This is a genomic window from Amycolatopsis sp. NPDC005003, from assembly GCF_053600695.1.
On the sequence record NZ_JBSGAI010000059.1, the window covers coordinates 1 to 17301 of the forward strand.

The 17301-nt window shown below is 73.1% G+C and carries 20 protein-coding genes and 1 pseudogene; 9 read left to right on the plus strand and 12 right to left on the minus strand.

Annotation, left to right across the window (positions count from 1 at the left end):
* Window positions 1–93: 93 nt before the first annotated feature.
* Together ACWED2_RS42370 and ACWED2_RS42375 are read right to left on the minus strand one after the other, a co-directional pair.
* Window positions 94–417: a nitroreductase family protein gene (locus tag ACWED2_RS42370; protein ID WP_449696150.1), complete on the minus strand. Its 324-nt coding sequence runs from the start codon at window positions 415–417 to the stop codon at window positions 94–96.
* A 4-nt stretch (window positions 418–421) separates the two neighbouring features.
* Window positions 422–868, minus strand: coding sequence for a DUF6292 family protein (locus ACWED2_RS42375; RefSeq protein WP_449696151.1), 447 nt, complete (start codon window positions 866–868; stop codon window positions 422–424).
* 355 nt (window positions 869–1223) lie between these two features.
* Here ACWED2_RS42375 and ACWED2_RS42380 point away from each other — a divergent pair, with 355 nt between their 5' ends.
* The 3 genes from ACWED2_RS42380 (at window position 1224) to ACWED2_RS42390 (ending at window position 3562) form a co-directional block, all read left to right on the plus strand.
* Window positions 1224–1418, plus strand: a complete 195-nt coding sequence (locus ACWED2_RS42380; RefSeq protein WP_449696152.1) for an SHOCT domain-containing protein — start codon at window positions 1224–1226, stop codon at window positions 1416–1418.
* Between the two features lie 93 nt (window positions 1419–1511).
* Entirely contained in the window at window positions 1512–1922 is a 411-nt protein-coding gene (locus ACWED2_RS42385) for an ArsR/SmtB family transcription factor (protein ID WP_449696153.1), read from the plus strand.
* Window positions 1919–3562, plus strand: a complete 1644-nt coding sequence (locus tag ACWED2_RS42390) for a SulP family inorganic anion transporter (RefSeq protein WP_449696154.1) — start codon at window positions 1919–1921, stop codon at window positions 3560–3562. The genes ACWED2_RS42385 and ACWED2_RS42390 overlap by 4 nt, the downstream gene beginning before the upstream one ends.
* A 174-nt stretch (window positions 3563–3736) precedes the next feature.
* Here ACWED2_RS42390 and ACWED2_RS42395 read toward each other — a convergent pair whose 3' ends face one another.
* On the minus strand, window positions 3737–4096 hold the full coding sequence (locus tag ACWED2_RS42395; protein ID WP_449696155.1) for a group I truncated hemoglobin: 360 nt from the start codon (window positions 4094–4096) through the stop codon (window positions 3737–3739).
* Window positions 4097–4460: 364 nt separating this feature from the next.
* Between ACWED2_RS42395 and ACWED2_RS42400 the strand changes: the two genes are divergently transcribed.
* Complete coding sequence (locus ACWED2_RS42400) at window positions 4461–5069, plus strand: hypothetical protein (protein WP_449696156.1); 609 nt, start codon at window positions 4461–4463, stop codon at window positions 5067–5069.
* 449 nt (window positions 5070–5518) lie between these two features.
* Here the strand turns inward: ACWED2_RS42400 and ACWED2_RS42405 are convergent, their stop codons facing one another.
* Window positions 5519–5641 carry a hypothetical protein gene (locus ACWED2_RS42405; RefSeq protein ID WP_449696157.1) on the minus strand — a complete coding sequence of 41 codons (123 nt, stop codon included), beginning with the start codon at window positions 5639–5641 and terminating at the stop codon, window positions 5519–5521.
* Entirely contained in the window at window positions 5629–5784 is a 156-nt protein-coding gene (locus tag ACWED2_RS42410; protein ID WP_449696158.1) for a hypothetical protein, read from the minus strand. Before ACWED2_RS42410 ends, ACWED2_RS42405 begins: the two co-directional genes overlap by 13 nt.
* A 9-nt stretch (window positions 5785–5793) precedes the next feature.
* On the opposite strand from ACWED2_RS42410, the gene ACWED2_RS42415 reads away from it, so the two are divergent.
* Entirely contained in the window at window positions 5794–5934 is a 141-nt protein-coding gene (locus tag ACWED2_RS42415; RefSeq protein WP_449696159.1) for a CBS domain-containing protein, read from the plus strand.
* 3 nt (window positions 5935–5937) lie between these two features.
* Here the strand turns inward: ACWED2_RS42415 and ACWED2_RS42420 are convergent, their stop codons facing one another.
* Together ACWED2_RS42420 and ACWED2_RS42425 are read right to left on the minus strand one after the other, a co-directional pair.
* Window positions 5938–6912 carry an Acg family FMN-binding oxidoreductase gene (locus tag ACWED2_RS42420; protein ID WP_449696160.1) on the minus strand — a complete coding sequence of 325 codons (975 nt, stop codon included), beginning with the start codon at window positions 6910–6912 and terminating at the stop codon, window positions 5938–5940.
* A gap of 243 nt (window positions 6913–7155) precedes the next feature.
* On the minus strand, window positions 7156–8133 hold the full coding sequence (locus ACWED2_RS42425) for an Acg family FMN-binding oxidoreductase (RefSeq protein ID WP_449696161.1): 978 nt from the start codon (window positions 8131–8133) through the stop codon (window positions 7156–7158).
* A 168-nt stretch (window positions 8134–8301) separates the two neighbouring features.
* Between ACWED2_RS42425 and ACWED2_RS42430 the strand changes: the two genes are divergently transcribed.
* On the plus strand, window positions 8302–8514 hold the full coding sequence (locus ACWED2_RS42430) for a universal stress protein (RefSeq protein ID WP_449696196.1): 213 nt from the start codon (window positions 8302–8304) through the stop codon (window positions 8512–8514).
* Window positions 8515–8564: 50 nt separating this feature from the next.
* Here the strand turns inward: ACWED2_RS42430 and ACWED2_RS42435 are convergent.
* The 4 genes and pseudogenes from ACWED2_RS42435 to ACWED2_RS42450 all read right to left on the minus strand — a co-directional run.
* Window positions 8565–8738 (minus strand): annotated as a pseudogene (locus ACWED2_RS42435) (cation transporting ATPase C-terminal domain-containing protein); the annotation flags it as partial.
* A 142-nt stretch (window positions 8739–8880) separates the two neighbouring features.
* The gene (locus ACWED2_RS42440; RefSeq protein WP_449696192.1) at window positions 8881–10575 is read right to left on the minus strand and encodes a GAF domain-containing protein; all 1695 of its coding nucleotides are present in this window, start codon (window positions 10573–10575) and stop codon (window positions 8881–8883) included.
* 527 nt (window positions 10576–11102) lie between these two features.
* Window positions 11103–11429 carry a P-type ATPase gene (locus tag ACWED2_RS42445; protein ID WP_449696193.1) on the minus strand — a complete coding sequence of 109 codons (327 nt, stop codon included), beginning with the start codon at window positions 11427–11429 and terminating at the stop codon, window positions 11103–11105.
* Window positions 11416–12006: a TetR family transcriptional regulator gene (locus ACWED2_RS42450; protein ID WP_449696162.1), complete on the minus strand. Its 591-nt coding sequence runs from the start codon at window positions 12004–12006 to the stop codon at window positions 11416–11418. Before ACWED2_RS42450 ends, ACWED2_RS42445 begins: the two co-directional genes overlap by 14 nt.
* A 99-nt stretch (window positions 12007–12105) precedes the next feature.
* Here ACWED2_RS42450 and ACWED2_RS42455 point away from each other — a divergent pair, with 99 nt between their 5' ends.
* Genes ACWED2_RS42455 through ACWED2_RS42465 form a run of 3 tightly spaced genes read left to right on the plus strand, consistent with a single transcriptional unit; the run spans window position 12106 to window position 15276 of the window.
* Entirely contained in the window at window positions 12106–12999 is an 894-nt protein-coding gene (locus ACWED2_RS42455; RefSeq protein WP_449696163.1) for an SDR family oxidoreductase, read from the plus strand.
* A 52-nt stretch (window positions 13000–13051) separates the two neighbouring features.
* Window positions 13052–13738, plus strand: coding sequence for an LppX_LprAFG lipoprotein (locus ACWED2_RS42460; protein ID WP_449696164.1), 687 nt, complete (start codon window positions 13052–13054; stop codon window positions 13736–13738).
* Entirely contained in the window at window positions 13735–15276 is a 1542-nt protein-coding gene (locus tag ACWED2_RS42465) for an MFS transporter (protein WP_449696165.1), read from the plus strand. The genes ACWED2_RS42460 and ACWED2_RS42465 overlap by 4 nt, the downstream gene beginning before the upstream one ends.
* Window positions 15277–15390: 114 nt before the next feature.
* On the opposite strand, the gene ACWED2_RS42470 is transcribed toward ACWED2_RS42465, so the two are convergent.
* Window positions 15391–17295 (minus strand): maleylacetate reductase and hydroxyquinol 1,2-dioxygenase domain-containing protein, encoded by a 1905-nt coding sequence (locus ACWED2_RS42470; protein ID WP_449696166.1) that lies wholly within the window; start codon window positions 17293–17295, stop codon window positions 15391–15393.
* Window positions 17296–17301: the final 6 nt, after the last annotated feature.

Genomic DNA, 17301 nt, shown 5'->3' on the forward strand with positions numbered 1-17301 from the left:
AAGAAGCCCTCGACTGCGCCTGCCGCCTCTACCTGGACAACCCCTACTGATCCGGGGTCGACACGACCCCCGAAGAACTTCCGAAACCGACCACTAAGGTCCGCGGTGCAGCACCTCGCCGACCGCCCGGCGCGGGCTGGGCGGGTCCTCCTCCGCGGCGTAGCCGATGCGGAGGAGGGCCTGGGGGAAGCCGGTCAGCCCGAGGTCTTCGCACAGCGCCGCGCCGCAGGAAGCGGTGCGGTCCCGGCTGTGCGGATCGCGGCGCGGGAGGGCAGGTTCCGCGCGCACCAGCAGCTCGCCCGGGGCGGCTTCCAGGAACCAGGGCTGCGTGTTGCGCACCGACGGCGCCCGCGTCATCGCCCGGACCAGCACCTCGGTCTCGGCGGGCGTCCGGCCCGGTGTCTCCACAGTGGACACGAGATCACCCCGTCCGGGGCAGGTGCGGGAAAATCCGCCGGTACCAGCGCAGGCGGCCCAGCAGTTCGCCGCGGCCACCGCGCAGATCCGGCGGCACGGGTGGCGCGGACGTCCCACCGGCGGACCGGATCGCCGCGACGAAGCCGCGGACCCGGGCCGGGCTCGGCACGAGCTCGCCGCCGAGGTAGGCCAGCACCAGCAGGTCCTCGCCGGAATGGGTTTCCATCGCGAACGCCCAGCCGTGCCGTTCGTCCCACAGCAGCGCCATGTCCCGGCCGGGGTGGCGGGCCAGGCGCACGTCGAGGGCGATGTACGCCGAGGCGGGGGCGTCGAGGTCCACGGTGCAGGACTCCTCCCCCACGCCGGCCGCGGCGCTCACCGCGGCCAGGTAGCCGGTCAGCCCGCTGCGCAGGCCGTGATCACGGTCGATTCCGGTGAGCAGGGAAATCACTCTCCAACGCCGGGGGTCGTGCACCGGCCACGTCGGACCGGCTCTGTCCGGGACCCGACAGTACGTCCGTGCGGCCGCCGGCGGATGGCGCCGTTGGGCCCCCTCGGCAGGGACTTTCGTCACTTGAATTCCGCGGCCCGGCCGGACGCCCGTGCCCGGTGTCCCCCGCCGAACTGCTGCAGCTCGGCTCGCGCAGGCGTGGCGCCCGAGCACCGAAAGTCCCCGGGGCGAAGGCACTCCGGCCCTCCCGGCGGCGCCGCGGTGCGAAGGTCGAGCCGGAAGCCACCGCCATCGCGACCGCTGTCTTGACGGTGAAGCCGTCCGGGAATGCTCGGTCGGTCATCGGCTTTCCTCGTTGTCAGTGGTTCTGCCGGGGGTGCTGATCCTGGCCGCGCTGGTCGCCCTCGCCGTCGTCCTCGCCCGGCGGGGACCGCAGCCGCCACCACCGGCCGACACGGCCCGCCGGATCCTCGACGAGCGGTTCGCCCGCGGCGAGATCGACCAGGAGGAGTACGAACGCCGCCGGGACGCCCTGACAAGAACTGGATGACCCCACTCGGCGAGCGACCCCGGTGCTGCCGGCGGCGCCCCGCCGGAACCGCGGGTTGATGGATTGATAGAGTCATCAATCCAGGAGGTGCCCATGCCCGCCCGCTCCCGCACGACCGAGCCGCTCTACCGGATCAAGGCCGACCTGTTCAAGTGCCTGGCCCACCCGATCCGGATCCAGGTGCTGGAGGTGCTGGCCGCGGCCGGCGAAGAGGGCACACCGGTCACCCGGCTGCTCGAGGTGACCGGCTGCGAAGCGTCCCACCTGTCCCAGCACCTCGCGGTGCTCCGCCGCAGCGGCGTCGTCACCTCCACCCGCAGCGGCAACGCCGTCGAATACCGGCTCGCCCAGCCGCTCGTCGCGGAACTCCTGGTCGTGGCCCGCGCCTTCCTGCTGTCGAGCCTGACCCCGGATTCCGACCGGCTCCGGACCGCACACGAACTGCCGCCCCTGCCCGGCGCCAGCCCGCAGGCCATCCTCGACGCGATCGCGGCCAAAGCGTGAGCCGCCTCGCGGCCGCCCGGGAGCTGCTGCCCGGCCGGGCCGACTACGACCTGCGCCCGGCCGTCCTGCGCGCGGATCTCCTCGCCGGTGTCACCGTCGGCGTCGTGGCCCTGCCGCTGGCGCTGGCCTTCGGCATCAGCTCGGGTGCCGGCGCGGCGGCCGGGCTCATCACCGCCGTGGTGGCCGGGATCGTGGCCGCGGTCTTCGGCGGCTCACCGGTCCAGGTCTCCGGCCCGACCGGGGCCATGGCCGTCGTCCTGGCGCCGATCGTGGCCGTCCACGGGACGGCGTCCGTGGCACTCGTGTCGATCCTCGGCGGCGTCGTCGTGCTCGCCGCGGGCGCGGCGCGGCTCGGCAGGCTGGTGGGCTACCTGCCCTGGCCGGTCGTCGAAGGCTTCACCCTCGGCATCGCCTGCATCATCTTCCTCCAGCAGATCCCCGCGGCCGTCGGGACGACCGCACCACCGGGCCGGAACCCGTTGCTGGGCGCGGTATCCGCCGTCGCGAACGCCGGTGGCGTGGCGGTCTGGACGGTGGCGACGGTCGCCGTCGTGGCGGTGATCATGCTCGCGCTGCCGAAGCTGCACCGCGGGATCCCGGCGTCCCTGGTGGCGGTGACCGTGGCGACCGTCGCCGCCGAAGTCACGCACGCCCCGGTGCCGCGCATCGGGAGCCTGCCGAGCAGCCTTGTGCCCGCGCTGCCGCACTTCGACGTCGGCGTGGTGCACGACCTCGCCGGGGCCGTCGTCGCCGTGGCCGCACTCGCGGCCATCGAATCCCTGCTGTCGACCCGGGTGGCCGCGACGATGACGCGTGGCGGGCCGCCGATGGGACCCACCCGCCCGGACCGCGAGCTCGTCGGCCAAGGCCTCGCCTCGATCGCCAGCGGGCTGTTCGGCGGGATGCCCGCGACCGGCGCGATCGCCCGCACCGCGGTCAACGTCCGCTCCGGGGCGCGCACGCGGCTCGCGTCCATCAGCCACGCGCTGGTGATCCTGGCGGTGATCTACGCCGCCACCGGGCTCGTCTCCCGGATTCCCCTGGCCGCCCTCGCCGGTGTCCTGCTGATCACCAGCCTGCGCATGGTGCCGCTCGCCACGATCCGCGAAGTCGTCCGGGCGAGCCGGTCCAGCGCGGTCACCTTCGCCGTGACCGCGCTCGTCACCGTCGCGGCCGACCTCATCCTCGCGGTGGAGATCGGCCTGCTGGTCGCCGCGTTCTTCGCGCTGCGCCACCTCGCCCACGCCGCCCGGGCCCGCCGCGACACCTTGCCCGGCCCGGCCGCCGACGGCGACGAGCACATCGCGGTCTTCCGGTTCGAAGGCGCCGTGTTCTGGGGCGCTTCGGAACGGGTGATGACCGAGATCGCGGCCGCGGCCGACGACGTCCTCGTCGTCATCCTGCGATTCTCGCGCCTGCACCTGCTCGACGCGACCGGCGCGAAGGCGCTGGGCGAGACCATCGAGGAGCTGGAGGCGCGGGGCGTCACGGTGCTGCTGAAGGGGATCCAGGCCCACCACCGGCACCTGCTGGCCACCACCGGCGCCCTCCGCACCGGCAGCCACCTGTTCGCCAGCCTCGACGACGCGGTCGCCCACGCCCGTGCCCGGGTGCGCGCTGCGTCGGCTCAGGCTCGCTGAGCCACCCCGGCGAATTCTTCGGCCGGCGCGTCCACCACATCCTGCGCTGCACCGAGGACACCATCGTCTCCCGCGACATCGTCGGCGCCCCGGACGGTCGAGCCGGTGAAGCCGATCGGGCGATCGCCGGCCGAGTGCCCGCCGGTGATGCGGCCCGGCGGGCATCCGTCCCCGTCAGGCCGGGGAGACGATGTCCGGCGACAACGGCGCGACGGCGCCGATGATGTCGTGCGTGGTCTCCTCCGGCACCCCGGCCGCGAGCAGGGAATCGGTCAGGTACTTCGCCACGAGGTCGAAGTGGTGCTGGGCGATGCCCCGCCCCCGGTGCACGTCCTTCATGGACCGCCCGCGGTACTCGTCCGGGCCGCCGAGCGCGGCGGCGAAGAACTCGACCTGCATCCCCTTCAGCCGGGGCAGGTTCGTTCCCTTGAAGAACACCGCCAGTTCCGCGTCCGCGAGGACGCGCTCATAGAAGTCTCCGACAACGGTCGTCAGAGCTTCGTGGCCGCCGATCCGCTCGTAGATGCTCGTCAAGTCGCCCTCCCGGTCATCCTGGTCACCGTGTGGCCAGGGAACCGCGGGAAGGTTGCCGGCGCGTAAGAGCACCGTCACCCGGCGGTTAGATGGTTCTCACCGCGAGGGCTTTCGCCGCGAGCATCCAGCCGGTGCTCCGGCCGCGCCGTCGACCACCGGTTCCGGGCCGCTCATCCGATTCCCCTTTCGCCTCCACGGAAGCCAACCGGCACCCGCGCGAGGCTTCCGGCCCGTTCCGGAAGGACTTCGGTCCGTCCACCGGTAACGGGCACCCAAGGGCCTCCCGGGCGGGGACTTTCGACTCCGGAAACCGCGGTGGAACCGGAAGAAACTGACCGCAGCACCGAAGGAACGGAGGTTTGCCATGTCCATCCAGCCGGACGCGAAGAAGACGGCTCCCACCCCGGCCCCGGCTCACCGGGTCACCGAACCGGCGCCGGTCCCCGATTTCGCCGCCGGTCCCACCGTCGCCGGGAAGGCCCTGGCCGTCCTGCGCGTCGCCACCGGGTTCGTCTTCCTGTGGGCGTTCCTCGACAAGCTGTTCGGCTGGGGTTACGCGACCCCGTCGAAGGGTGCCTGGATCAACGGCGGCTCGCCGACCAAGGGCTTCCTGAGCGGCGTCGACGCCGGGCCGTTCGAGTCGATGTTCCACTCCTGGGCCGGCACGTGGTGGGCCGACTGGCTGTTCATGCTCGGCCTGGCCGGCATCGGCATCGCCGTCATCGCCGGTGTCGGGCTGCGGCTGAGCGCGGCCGCCGGCGCGCTGATGATGCTCATGATGTGGGCCGCCGAATGGCCGCTCGCGCAGGCCACGAGCACCGGCGAGGCCACGCACTCGACCAACCCGATCGTCGACTACCACGTCGTCTACGCGCTCGTCCTGATCGCGCTGGCCGCCGCGGCGGCCGGGAACACGTGGGGTTTCGGCCGCCGCTGGGCCGGCCTCGTCGGCGACCGCAAGTGGCTGCGCTGACCACCATCGCCCCGGGGCGCCCGCCGTCGGCGGGCGCCCTTTCCCCTGCCCGGAAGGCACTCGTGTACGACAGACCGGGCCGGCGTAGCTGAACCCGGCCGAAAACGGCCACCGTCCGATTCGGACGGTGGCCGTTTCTTCGCGGCTCAGCCGCAATCGACGCGGTCTTCGACGCCTCTTCCAGCGCCACCGCCGGCGAATGTTCGACCGGCTCGGCCCGGACGACGACGCCCGGGTGCTCGGCCCGCACCTCGCCGACGACCTCGTCCAGCTGCCGCCGCTCGCGGTCGGCGACGGTCCGCGGTGTCCCGGCGACCGCCGCGCCGAGGTCGTGGACCGGCTCGAACGTCCACGCGCGCAGCGCGGCCGCGCTGACCGCCGAATGGTCCACGCCGACGACGATGTCGCCCTGGTTTGCCGTGGTCATGGGGGTTCAGTTCTCTTCGTCCTCAAGAACGGGTTTTGCGGTCCTGGCCGGCGAGCCACTCCTGCTGCCAGCGGGCGTAGCGCAGCCGGTTGAGCGAGAACACCGAAAGCCGGTAGGCGACAGCCAGGAGAATCAGCGTCGCCAACCGGAGTCGGAGCCGATGCTCGCCGCGAGCGGCACGGCGACGACGGCGAGCAGCAGCACGAGGGCGAGCAGGCCATTTTGGAGGCGGTCGGTGTGCTGCTCGGCGGCGGCCCGCGCACGGCGGGCTCGGTCATGCGCACACACGGTTTGGCGGTGCCGGCGGACACCGACGTGGGCGAGCTGGCGCGGCGGATGACCGGCGCCGGGGTGCGCTCGGCGCCGGTGGTCGAAGGCGGGCACGTCGTCGGGATGATCACCTTCCAGGACGTCCTGCGCGCCACGGCCCACCGCTGAGCTTCACCCGGCCGTGGTCCGGTGGGTCAGCACCTCGTGCACCGGACGACGACCGGTCAGCCGGGTCGGATAGCCGTAGCCGATGCGCAGCAGCGTGTGCGGCTGCCCGGCCCCGGCGAAGAGGCGGTCGAGCGACTCCCGCGTGCGCGGCGTCTCGAACGGCTGCGAGAGGAACGACGTCGCCAGGCCTCCGGCGGTCGCGGTGAGCAGGACCCGCTGCATGGCCATCCCGGCGCGCACCTCCGCGTGCGGGCCCCGGTCGCGGGTGAGCAGGGCACCGAGCAGGGGTTCCTGTTCGTACTCGCGCGCCGGCAGGTCCTGGTTTTCGTGCGACGCGCGCATCGACACGATCCCCTGGCGGTGCGGCGGCGGCCCGGAAGCGATCTTCGGCACGCCGTCGGGGCTTTCGGGGTCGCGGTGGGTCCAGAACGCGGCTTCGGCGCGGAACTCGTCGTCGTCGGCCTGCAGCGCTTCGGCCTGCCGCACCAAGGAGGCCACCGGGGTGTACCGGCCCGACGCGTCGAGGTACTCGATCTGGCCGCCCTCCTGCAGAGCCGCCGACTTCAGCGCGGCCCGCACGACCGGCGGCACCTCCTTGTCCAGCAACGGCCGCCGGTTCGTGTGCCGGCGGAACACGGCCTCGGCGAGCCTGCGTTCGGCCGCGGTGGACTTCTCGTTGCCGTCGAGCCGGATCACCGCGACCAGGTCGGGCTCGGCCGGGTCGGGCAGCAGCCGCACGACCGTGGCGAACCCGTTGGCCCGCAGGCTGATCTGCAGGTTGAAGGCGGCCGCCCCGCAGGCGAGCCGCGCCTCCCGCCCGTGCGGATCCGCGACGGCGAGGACGCGCTCGCGGTCCAGCCGGACTTCGACGGCCTCGTGCTCGACGACGAACCGCCAGGGCTGGGTGTTGTGCGGCGACGGCGCGCGCACGGCCGAGGCGAGGGCCTGGTCGAACACGCTGGGCAGTGGTCGGCTCATCGTCGGGCTCCGGTGTCTGGGGAACGGGCGCCTTCAGCATCGCCGGAGGCCACCGGGCGCCGCGACGGCCGCGCGTCACGACCGGGAAGGACCAAAGACCTTCCCTCCTCGACCACACCCGCGGATTTCGACGGCCGGAGTCATCGGGTGGCCTCCAGCGGGATGCACCACTCGCCGCCCGTGCCGGGCCGATGACGTCCGGGGTCGGCGTGAGCCGGATCTCGGCGAGGTCGCGAACGCAGGTCATCGGTTTCCTCCGGGAGGGGGGAACAGCTCGCCGAGCGGGAGCCGGGGTGAGGGCGCGGCGGGGACGGCCGGGTAGCCGTAGCGGAAGATCGCCTGCGGAACGCCGGGCAGGGCCAGCTCGGAGACGAGCCGCGCCCGGACGCCGGTGAGGTGCAGGGGTTGGGTGATGACCGAGCCGGCCAGCGCCTTCGACGCCGCGGTCAGCCAGGTGCGCTCCAGCGCCGCGCCGGCGGCCAGCTGGTCGGGCCGGGCGTCGCCGTCGGTGCAGAAGATCAGCAGGTTCTCCGCGGCGAGCCGGTCGGCGAGCACGGCGTCGTCCGGAACCGGCGTGGCGGCGCGGACGAGCCCCGCGACCGGAAGGGCTTCGGAGTTGAGCGCGCCCTCGGCGATGCCGTCGCCGTGCGCGTCCCACCCGTGGGTGTGGGCCGTCCACACCTCGAGCTCGCGCTGGTAGCCGCGGTCGTCCCGGAGGACGCGCGTGGCGAAGCCGAAGAGCTCGGCCAGCTTGTCCAGCCGCCCGGGCACGACGACGTGGACGCCCGTCGTCTCGCCGGCGGCGGCCAGCGCGCGACGGACGTCTGACGGCACCCGGTTGTGGAAGAACCGGTGCCGATGGCTGCGACGGCGGCCGATCGCCTGGTACAGCGCGTAGGCACGGGCGGAGGTCGCCCGCGGGCGGCCGATCGTCACCGTGGCCACGACGTCGCCGCCGGCGCGCAGGTCGACGTGGCAGTCCCGGCCGAGGGCCCGGACGGCGAGTTCGAGGTTGGTCAGGGCGGCACCGCAGGAGAGCACGCGGTCCCGGTCGAACGGATCGTGCCGGCGCAGGTGGACGTCCCGGCGCTCGATCAGGTCGACCTCGGTGCCGCGGACGAGCAGCTGCCACGGCTGGCTGTTGTGCACCGAAGGCGCCCGGCTCACGGCGCGCGCGAGAACGCCGATCTGCTCACTGGTCAGGGCCGCCGGTGCGATCATCGCGGTCACTCCTCATCGCGGGCAGGGTGCTCCACCGCAGTCATGGTCGCGGTGGCGGCGGCTCCGACACCGGAGCACAAAGTCACTCACCCCGGCGGAATTCGTCCCTACCGGCTGCGGTCCTCCGGACGCAGGATCGCGGCAACCCCTGAGGGAAGAAGGAAAGTCATGAGCACTGGTCGCGCCCTCATCGTCGGCATGGACGGTTCGCCCCGCGGCGACGCGGCACTGCGGTGGGCCCTCGAGATCGGCGCCCACGCGGGCGACACGGTCCGCGCGATCCTCGTCCGGCCGCGCGACACGCTGCTACCCGGCACGTCGTTCGCCATCCAGCCGCACGGCCGGGGCCCAGAGGCGGCGAGCCGGCTCGCGCCGGCTTGACCTCCCTGCGCCTCCAGGGTCAAGGGTGGCGGGGTGGCCCACCGGAACAGCTCGTCCCCGCCCCAGACGAGCACCGGCATCGGGAGCAGCATCGCGACCACCCAAGCCGGCAACGCAGCGGTCCCGAACAGCGCCTGCAGCGGTGGCAGGTAGATCACCGCGGCCGCGAACACCAGCTCGAACGCGATTCCGCCCAGCAGCAGCCGGTTCGTCGTCAGGCCCATGATGCCCCACGCCCGGCACGAGGGTGGGCGGGTCACCTGGTGAGGGCGGTCATCCGTTCCTCCTTGCGGGCGACTTCGGGGGTCGCAGGACAAGGAGACCTCGGTTCGATGCCCGGGCGACGCGGGCGGAGCTCCTGCCCGCTCAGCCGACCGGGGCCGACCACTCGATCCTGACCCCGCCGTCGGGGCCGCTGTCCAGCGAGAACGTGCCGTCCGACGCCTTCGCCCGGTCACGCAGGTTGCCCAGCCCGCTCGGCGAGATGCCCTCGGGCAGGCCCTTGCCGTCGTCGACCACGACCACGCGGATCGTCTCGTCCTTCACCGCCACCGACACCGTCACCGCCGAGGCGTCCGCGTGCCGCACCGCGTTGCTCACCGCCTCGCGCACCACCGCCTCGACGTGCTCGGCCAGCTGCGCCGGCACCGTGTCGATCGGACCCGACATGCTGACCGTCGGCTGCAACGGCGCGTCGTCGGTCAGCTCAGCGATCGCGTCATGCAGCCGATGCCGCAGCCGCACGCCCGTCTCGCCCGCCGCGCCACCATGCAGGTCGAAGATCGCCGTGCGGATCTCCTGCACGATCTCATGCATCTGCTCGATACTGTCCCCGAGCCGCTTCTGCAGCTCCGGAGACTTCGTCCGCCGCTGGGTGCTCTGCATCGACAACCCCACCGCGAACAGCCGCTGGATAACGTGGTCGTGCAAGTCACGCGCGATCCGGTCACGGTCACCCAGCACATCCAGCTCCCGCGCCGCCCGCTGCTGCGCCGCCAACTGCAACGCCAGCGCCGCCTGATCGGCGAACGACGCCACCACCGACAGCTGGGCCGCCTCGAACGACCCGGCCCCGGATTCCCGGATCGCGATGAGCACCCCGGTCGTCCGGTCCCCCGCCCGCAGCGGCACCACCATCGCCGGGCCGAACCGGTGGTCGCGCAGGCTCAGGTCGGGCACGCTGCGCGGGGTCCGGTCCCGGTACACCGAGCCCGGCACGCTTTCCTCGATGGCGATGCGCGTCCCCGACAGCTCGGCCGCCCGCGTGCCCGCGCACACGGTGACCGTCAGGTCGTCGACGTCGTCGCCCCAGTCCTCGTCGACGTCGAAGCGCCCGGAGTTCGGCAGCGCGAGCATCGTGACGTCGGAGCCGGTCAGCTCCAGCGCGCGGCTGGCGATCAGGTTGAGCGCCTCCGCCGGGTCGGTGCCACCCAGCAGCTCGGTGGTCACCTCGCTGGTCGCGGCGAGCCACTGCTGGCGCACCCGGGCCTGCTCGTAGAGGTGCGCGTTCTCGATCGCGATCCCGGCCGCCGCGGCGAGAGCCTGCACGACGACCTCGTCGTCGTCGGTGAACGGCTCCCCGTTCTTCTTCTCCGTCAGGTACAGCCGGCCGAACACTTCGTCGCGCACCCGCACCGGGACACCGAGGAACGTGTGCATCGGCGGGTGGTGCGGCGGGAAGCCCACCGAGGCCGGGTGGGCGGAGATCTCCGCCAGCCGCAGCGGTTTGGCCTCGTCGATGACCACGCCGAGCACGCCGTGCCCCTCGGGCAGGTCGCCGATGAGGCGGCGGGCTTCGTCGTCGATGCCGAGGTAGATGAACTCGGACAGGCTGCCGTCTTCGGCGAGCACGCCGAGCGCGCCGTACTTCGCTTCGCCCAGCTCGATGGCGGCCTGCACGATCTGCGTCAGCGTCGTGTCCAGTTCGAGCCCGGAGGCGACCGCCAGCACGGCGTCGAGCAGACCGTCCATCTTGTCGCGGGTGCCGATCAACAGCTCGATCCGGTCCTGCAGGTCACGCAGCAGCTCGCGCAGCCGAATGCCGGACAGCGTGCCCGCCATCCGCCGTGGCTCCTGCCCGGCTCCGCTCACCACGGCCTCCGCATCATCGGTGACTTTGTCCCCTTTCCCCGGCAGGGCGGGGCGGGGCGAGTGACCGTCGACGGAAGCCTCCGGATCGACAGCGTGCCGGTCCCCGGCACCGAGGGGGAAGCCATGACACTACCCATCACCTCGATCGGCCTGCTCGACCCCGATCAGGTGAAGTCTGTGATCGGCGCGGCGGCGCTCGCTCCGTCGACGCACAACACGCAGCCCTGGCGGTTCCGCTGCACAGCCGCGGGTCTCGAGCTGCACGCCGATCCGGACCGCGCCCTCCCGGTGGCCGACGCCGACCGGCGCGAGCTGCTGCTTTCGTGCGGGGCAGCGTTGTTCAACCTGCGCACGGCCATCCAGTCGCTCGGCGCCCACCCGGCCACGACGCTGTTCCCCCGGCGCGACGACCCGACGCTGCTGGCCGTGGTCCGGCCCTTCGCGGCCCGCCGTCCAGACGCCCGCCTGGTCGAGCTGGCGGACGCGATCCCGCGCCGTCACACGAACCGGACGCCGTTCGAGGCGGGCGCGATCCCGGCGTCCGGCGGCTTGTGGCCGCAGATCGGCACCCGGTCGCCGGCGGCGAGCTCCACGACGTCCCCCGGCACCAGCCGCGCCGCGGGGATGCGCTGCGCGACCCCGTCCCGGACGACCGCCGCGTCACCGGGACCATTTCGGACAGTGGCTCCAGCGCCGCCACAGGTGCTTCGTGCCCTGCCGGCCGCGCGTTCCCCGGCGGGAACCGCGGTGCGCCAGGAAGCCGCATGGCCACCGAACGCCGGGCGTGGGCGGGGCGGTCGATCGACAAGGTCACGCCCTGGCAGACCGTTCCGACGCCGTCGCGGTCAGGGTCCGCAGTTCGCGCAGCACCTCCGCGGCGATGTCCGCGAGAGAACGCTGCTCGTCTTCGCGGATCCACTGGGTGAACGCGATCGCGAACACGGTGGCGCCCGACTCCGCCGCCAGGGTGGCGGCCACGTCGCCGATGCCTCGGCGGCGCAGGGCGTCGGCGACCGTCGCGGCGATGCTGGCGAGCTTGTGCCGCTCACGTTCCTGCAGCGCCGGGTTCCGGTCGATGACCGACTGCCGGGTCCGGGAGTGGGCCCGGCGCTCGTCCGGGAAGAAGGACGCCGAAGACTGCAGCGCACCGGCGACGAGCTCGATCGGGGACGCGTCCGGCGGTGCCGCGTCGATGCCGGCGAGGAACGCGTCCACGAGCCGCTGCTGGCCGTGGAAGAGGACCTCGCGCTTGTCGCTGAAGTGCCGGAAGAAGGTGCGCTCGGTCAGGCCGACGGACTCGGCGATCTCCATGGTGGTCGTCTGCTCGAACCCGCGCGTGGCGAACAGCTCGAGAGCGGCCTTCTGAAGCCGCTCGGCAGCTCCGGGTTCCCAGCGGACCATGGGGTCGAGTGTAGGTGATGACAGCGGCTGCCGTGGGGCGTACGGTGATGTCGGTGACTGACGTCAGTCACCGACATCAACTGCCAGGGAGATCACGAAATGCACGTTTTCGTCACGGGAGCCTCCGGCTGGATCGGCTCGGCCGTCGTCGACGACCTGCTCGCCGCGGGCCACGAGGTCACCGGGCTGGCCCGGTCCGAAGCGTCCGCCGCCGCGTTGACGGCGAAGGGCACCCGCGTCCGCCGCGGTGACCTGGACGACCTGGCCGGCCTCCGCGCCGGCGCCGAGGACGCCGACGCCGTCATCCACCTCGCGAACAAGCACGACTTCGTCCACCCGGCCGTCTCGAACGCGGCCGAACGGGCCGCCGTCCGGACCATCGGCGACACGCTCGCGGGCACCGGCCGTCCGTTCCTGCTCGCCTCCGGCATCGCCGCCCTCGCCCAGGGCCGGCCGGCCACCGAGGACGACGCCTCGCCGTTCCACGGCCCCGACTCGCCCCGGGGCGGAAGCGAGAACCTCGCGCTCGGGTTCGTCGATCAGGGGGTGCACGCCGTCAGCCTGCGGTTCGCGCCGACCGTGCACGGCACCGGCGACCACGGGTTCATCGCCGTCCTCGCGGCGATCGCCCGCGAGAAAGGCGTTTCCGGCTACCCGGGCGACGGCACCAACCGCTGGGCCGCCGTGCACCGCACCGACGCCGCCCGGATGGTCACCCTCGGGCTCGAAAAGGCACCTGCGGGCACTCGCCTGCACGCCGTCGCCGAAGTGGGCGTGCCGACCCGCGAAATCGCGCAGGCGATCGGCCGCGCGTTCGACCTGCCCGTCGCGTCGATCCCCGCGGACGACGTCCCGGCCCACTTCGGCTGGATCGGCGGGTTCTTCGGGATGGACCTCTCGGCGACCAGCACCGCGACGCGGGAGCTGCTCGGCTGGACGCCCGGCGGCCCCTCCCTCCTCGACGACCTCGCGGCAGGGGCGTATTCGGCATAGCCGCGGCGCGCCGACCGACGGCAGGGAACGGCCACTGAACTAGGGTGTGCGCATGATTCTGCGGCGTACCCTGCTCGCGGCGATGGCTCTGGGCGCGGCGATCGTCACCGGCTGTTCCTCGGGCTCCGGCGGTGGCGCGTCGCTGCCCGACGCCGGCGCCCTGCTCAAGGACAGCGCGTCGGCGGCGGGCGGCGTCACCAGCACGCACTTCACGTTGAAGGTCAACGGCACCGTGCCGGGCCTGAGCGTGCACAGCGTCGACGGTGACCTGACCAAGGCCGGCGGAGGCGGCGCGAAGGGCACCGGCACGCTGGAGCTGATGGGCCAGGTCGTCGACGCCGAGTTCGTCCTCGTGAACGGCTCGCTGTACATCAAGGGGCCCACCGGCGGGTTCCAGCGGATCCCGGCGGCGCTGAGCTCGTCGATCTACGACCCGTCCGCGATCCTCGACCCGCAGCGCGGCATCCCGAAGGTGCTGTCCTCGGTCCAGGGCGCGAAGACGGAAGGGACGGAAGACGTCGGCGGCACGCCGGCGTACCGCGTCACCGGGACGGTGCCGAAGGACGCGCTGGCCGCCCTGGTGCCGGGGGTGTCCTCGGACGCGAACGCCACCTTCTGGCTCCGCCAGGACGGCGGCCACCTGCCGCTCAAGGCTTCGCTCGGGTTCCCGGGCAACGCGAGCGTGGACGTCACGCTGTCCGACGTGGACAAGCCGGTCACCGTGACCGCGCCGGCGTGACCGGGCCGGCCGGCCCGCCCGGCGGCCGCGCGCTCGCCGTCGGCGCCGGCGGTCTCGCCGTGCTGCTCGGCGCGCTGGACACCTACGTCGTCGTCGGCCTGCTGCGGCAGATCATCGACGACCTGGGCGTTCCGGTGAACCGGCTGGAGGTCGTCACGCCGGTCATCACCGGTTACCTGCTCGGCTACGTGGCCGCGATGCCGCTGCTCGGCCAGTACTCCGACCGGTTCGGCCGCAAGCTGCTGCTGCAGGCCTGCCTCGGCGGTTTCCTCGCCGGGTCGGTGGTCACCGCGCTGGCCGGCACGGTGCCGCTCCTGGTCGTGGGCCGGGTCGTCCAGGGGACCGCCGGCGGCGCGCTGCTCCCGGTCACCCTCGCACTGGCCGCGGACCTGTGGCCGGGCAACCGCCGTTCCGCCGTGCTGGGGGCCGTCGGCGCCGCGCAGGAGCTCGGCAGCGTGCTCGGACCGCTCTACGGCATCGCGCTGGCCGCCGCGACCGGCTGGCGCGGCGTGTTCTGGGTGAACGTCCCGCTGACCGTGCTGGCCGCCGTCGCGGTGCAGGTTTCCGTGCGGGGCGGGAAACCCGCCGGGCGGCCGCGCGTGGACCTCGCCGGTGCCCTGCTGCTGGCCCTCACGCTCGCGTTGCTCGTCATCGGCCTGGACAACCCGAACCCGCGCGAGCAGGTGTTGCCGCCATGGGGAGTGCCGTTCCTGATCGGCGCCGGGATCGCCCTGGCCGCGTTCCTCTGGTGGGAGTCACGCGCCGAAGTCCGGCTCGTCGACACGGCGAACGTGGCACTGCGGCCGTTCCTCGCCGCACTCGGGACGAGCGTCGCCGCGGGGGCGGCGTTGATGATCACGCTGGTCGACGTCGACCTGTTCGCGCAGACACTGCTCGGCCGCGACGACGGCGGCAGTGTCGAGCTCCTCCTGCGGTTCCTGGTCGCGCTGCCGGTCGGCGCGCTGCTCGGCGGCCTGCTCGCCACGCGGATCGGCGAACGCTGGATCGCCGGCGCCGGGATGCTCATCGCCGCCGGCGGCTACCTGCTGATGTCCCGCTGGCCCGCCGACGTCCTCTCGGCCAGGTCCGTCCTGGGGCTGCCGCGCCTCGACGTCGACCTGGCCCTCGCCGGACTGGGGCTCGGCCTGGTCATCGCCCCGCTGTCGGCGGTCGCGCTGCGGGCCGTGCCGCGCGCCCAGCACGGCGTCGCGTCGGCCGCGGTCGTGGTCGCGCGGATGACCGGCATGCTGGTCGGCGTCGCCGCCGTGTCCGCCTTCGGCCTGCACTACTTCCACACTCTGACCGCGTCGCTGAACCCGCCGATCCGGATCCTGTTCCCGTCCCAACCGGCGTACGACCAGGCACTCGCCGGCTACCTCGGCGCAGTGCGCGAAGCGCTGCTGACGGAATACCGCGCGATCTTCCTGATCACCTCCGTCGTCTGCCTGGCCGGCGCGGCCGTCGCCGTGTCCACCGGCGGCCGGATGTCCACGGCTGTCGTGAGTGGTGAGCCGGGCAAGTCACCCGCGACACCTTGATCAGCGTCCGCTTGGCGGAGCGGCTGCGGGTGCCCGCCGTGCAGCGCACCGAACCCGGAGACCTCCTGTCGCCCAGCCGGCCACGGCCATCGCGTTCCGGGGGTTCCTCCCCGGTTACCGGCGGGCGATCTGGAAGGTGAAATCGAGCCGGCGCCATTCGCCGTCGACGGTGCGGCCGTCGGGTGTCGGGCCGGTTCGGGGTTCGAAGTTCACGATGAGATCGTCCTTGACGCCGAACACCGCGTCGGAGTCGAGGTACTTGCCGCCCGCGACGAAGAGCTGGGTGATCAGGCGACGGCAGCCCTCGGCCGCGATCATGAAGTGCAGGTGCGGGGCGCGGTAGGGGTGCCGCTCGGTCGCGGCCAGCATCGCGCCGACCGGGCCGTCGGACGGGATGGGGTACTCCGAAGGCAGGATGGACCAGAACCGCAGGCGGCCGTCACGGTCGGTGCGGAGCCGTCCGCGCAGGACCGGTCCGTCGAGGTCGGGCAGCTGCACGTCGTAGAATCCGTCCTCATTGGACTGCCAGACGTCCACGACCGCTTCCGCCACGGGCCTGTCGTCCGTGTCGGTGATCCGCACGTCCACCCACAGCGGGGTGCCGGGCATCCCCGCGGCGATGTCGGCGCCCTGCGCCACTTCGGGTGGGCCGTCGACGTAGAAGGGGCCGAGCACCGCGGACGGGGTGGTGTCGGGGGTACGGGAATTGGTCAGGACATCGACGACGCTGGACAGGCCGAGCGTGTCCGACAGCAGCACGAACTCCTGCCGGGTGGCGTCGCAGATCTGCCCGGTGCGGGTCAGGAAATCGATGCCGTGTTGCCATTCTTCCTGGGTCAGGTCGTTGTCGACGGCGAAGGCGTGCAACCGCGGAACCAGGTCCTGCAGCAGCGCACGCAGCCGCGCATCCGGTGTGCCGTCAAACGTCGACACGACCTGAGCGGTGAGCCGGTCCAGCACCGACACGCTGGTGGGCGCGGGACGCTCCCCGGCCCAGGCCCGGCGCAGCAGCCGCGCGATGCCGTCCCGGGTCGGCTCGGCGGGATTCGGGTACGGGGCAGCGGTCGCGAGTCCGGCCGCGCGGTCGAGGTCGGACTCGGCCAGGCCGAGTTCCCGCAGCGAGGTCGGCCCACCTGCCGCGGCGATCAGGTCGTACACGGCCGACGGCGCGTCGGTGACGCCGAGCGCGTCGGCGATGCGGCGCATCGCGTCGGGTGCCGCGGCGGCGTTGTAGGCCATGGCGTGCGGGAGCACGACGGCGTGCGTCGGCGCGTGGGGAAGGCCGAAGCTGCCGCCTAGGGTGTGGCAGAGCTTGTGGTGCAGGCCCATGCCGACCGCGCCGAGGCAGGTCCCGGCGAGCCAGGCGCCCTGCAGCAGTTCGGTCCGCGCTTCGAGGGTGTCTTCGGCGAGCCCGCGGAGTCCGCCTGCCAGCCGCCCGATGGCGTCGAGCGCCATCCCGTCGATGACGGGGTTGGCGTCGGGCGAGTAGAGCGCCTCCACGGCGTGCGCGAGCGCGTTCACGCCGCTGGTCACCGCGATCGGGACGGGCAGTTCCCGGGAAAGTTCGACGTCGTAGATCACGGTCTCGGGGAGGATGTCCGGCGACGAGCGCGTCGTCTTGACCCCGTCCACCGTCTCGCCCAGGACCGGGGTGACCTCCGATCCGGCGTACGTGGTCGGCAGGATCACCTGGTCGACGCCGGTGCGGACGGCGAGTGCCTTGGCCAGCCCGGTCGTCGAGCCGCCGCCGACCGCCACCACGCAGTCCGCTCCGGCCTCCCGGAGCAGCGCGAGGGCCTGCTCGGTGACCTCGACCGGGGTGTGCATGGCGGCGCCGTCGAACCGGCCCACGGCGAGCGGGCCGAGGGTCTTTTCGACCCGGTCACCCGGTTCCGCCAGGTCCGGGCTGGCCAGAACGAGCGCCCGGGACCGCCCGAGCCGTTCGACCTCGTCGCGGACCCGCTCGAGGGTGCCGGGCCCGAAGACGATGCGGGCGGGCCGAGCCGTGTAGGTGAACATTCTCCG

Coding starts and splice junctions, on each gene's coding strand:
- ACWED2_RS42460 (WP_449696164.1), top strand. CDS start 13,052: ATGATTCTGCGGCGTACCCTGCTCGCGGCGATGGCTCTGGGCGCGGCG.
- ACWED2_RS42450 (WP_449696162.1), bottom strand. CDS start 12,006: ATGGTCCGCTGGGAACCCGGAGCTGCCGAGCGGCTTCAGAAGGCCGCT.
- ACWED2_RS42470 (WP_449696166.1), bottom strand. CDS start 17,295: ATGTTCACCTACACGGCTCGGCCCGCCCGCATCGTCTTCGGGCCCGGC.
- ACWED2_RS42440 (WP_449696192.1), bottom strand. CDS start 10,575: ATGGCGGGCACGCTGTCCGGCATTCGGCTGCGCGAGCTGCTGCGTGAC.
- ACWED2_RS42425 (WP_449696161.1), bottom strand. CDS start 8,133: ATGATCGCACCGGCGGCCCTGACCAGTGAGCAGATCGGCGTTCTCGCG.
- ACWED2_RS42455 (WP_449696163.1), top strand. CDS start 12,106: ATGCACGTTTTCGTCACGGGAGCCTCCGGCTGGATCGGCTCGGCCGTC.
- ACWED2_RS42385 (WP_449696153.1), top strand. CDS start 1,512: ATGCCCGCCCGCTCCCGCACGACCGAGCCGCTCTACCGGATCAAGGCC.
- ACWED2_RS42400 (WP_449696156.1), top strand. CDS start 4,461: ATGTCCATCCAGCCGGACGCGAAGAAGACGGCTCCCACCCCGGCCCCG.
- ACWED2_RS42430 (WP_449696196.1), top strand. CDS start 8,302: ATGAGCACTGGTCGCGCCCTCATCGTCGGCATGGACGGTTCGCCCCGC.
- ACWED2_RS42420 (WP_449696160.1), bottom strand. CDS start 6,912: ATGAGCCGACCACTGCCCAGCGTGTTCGACCAGGCCCTCGCCTCGGCC.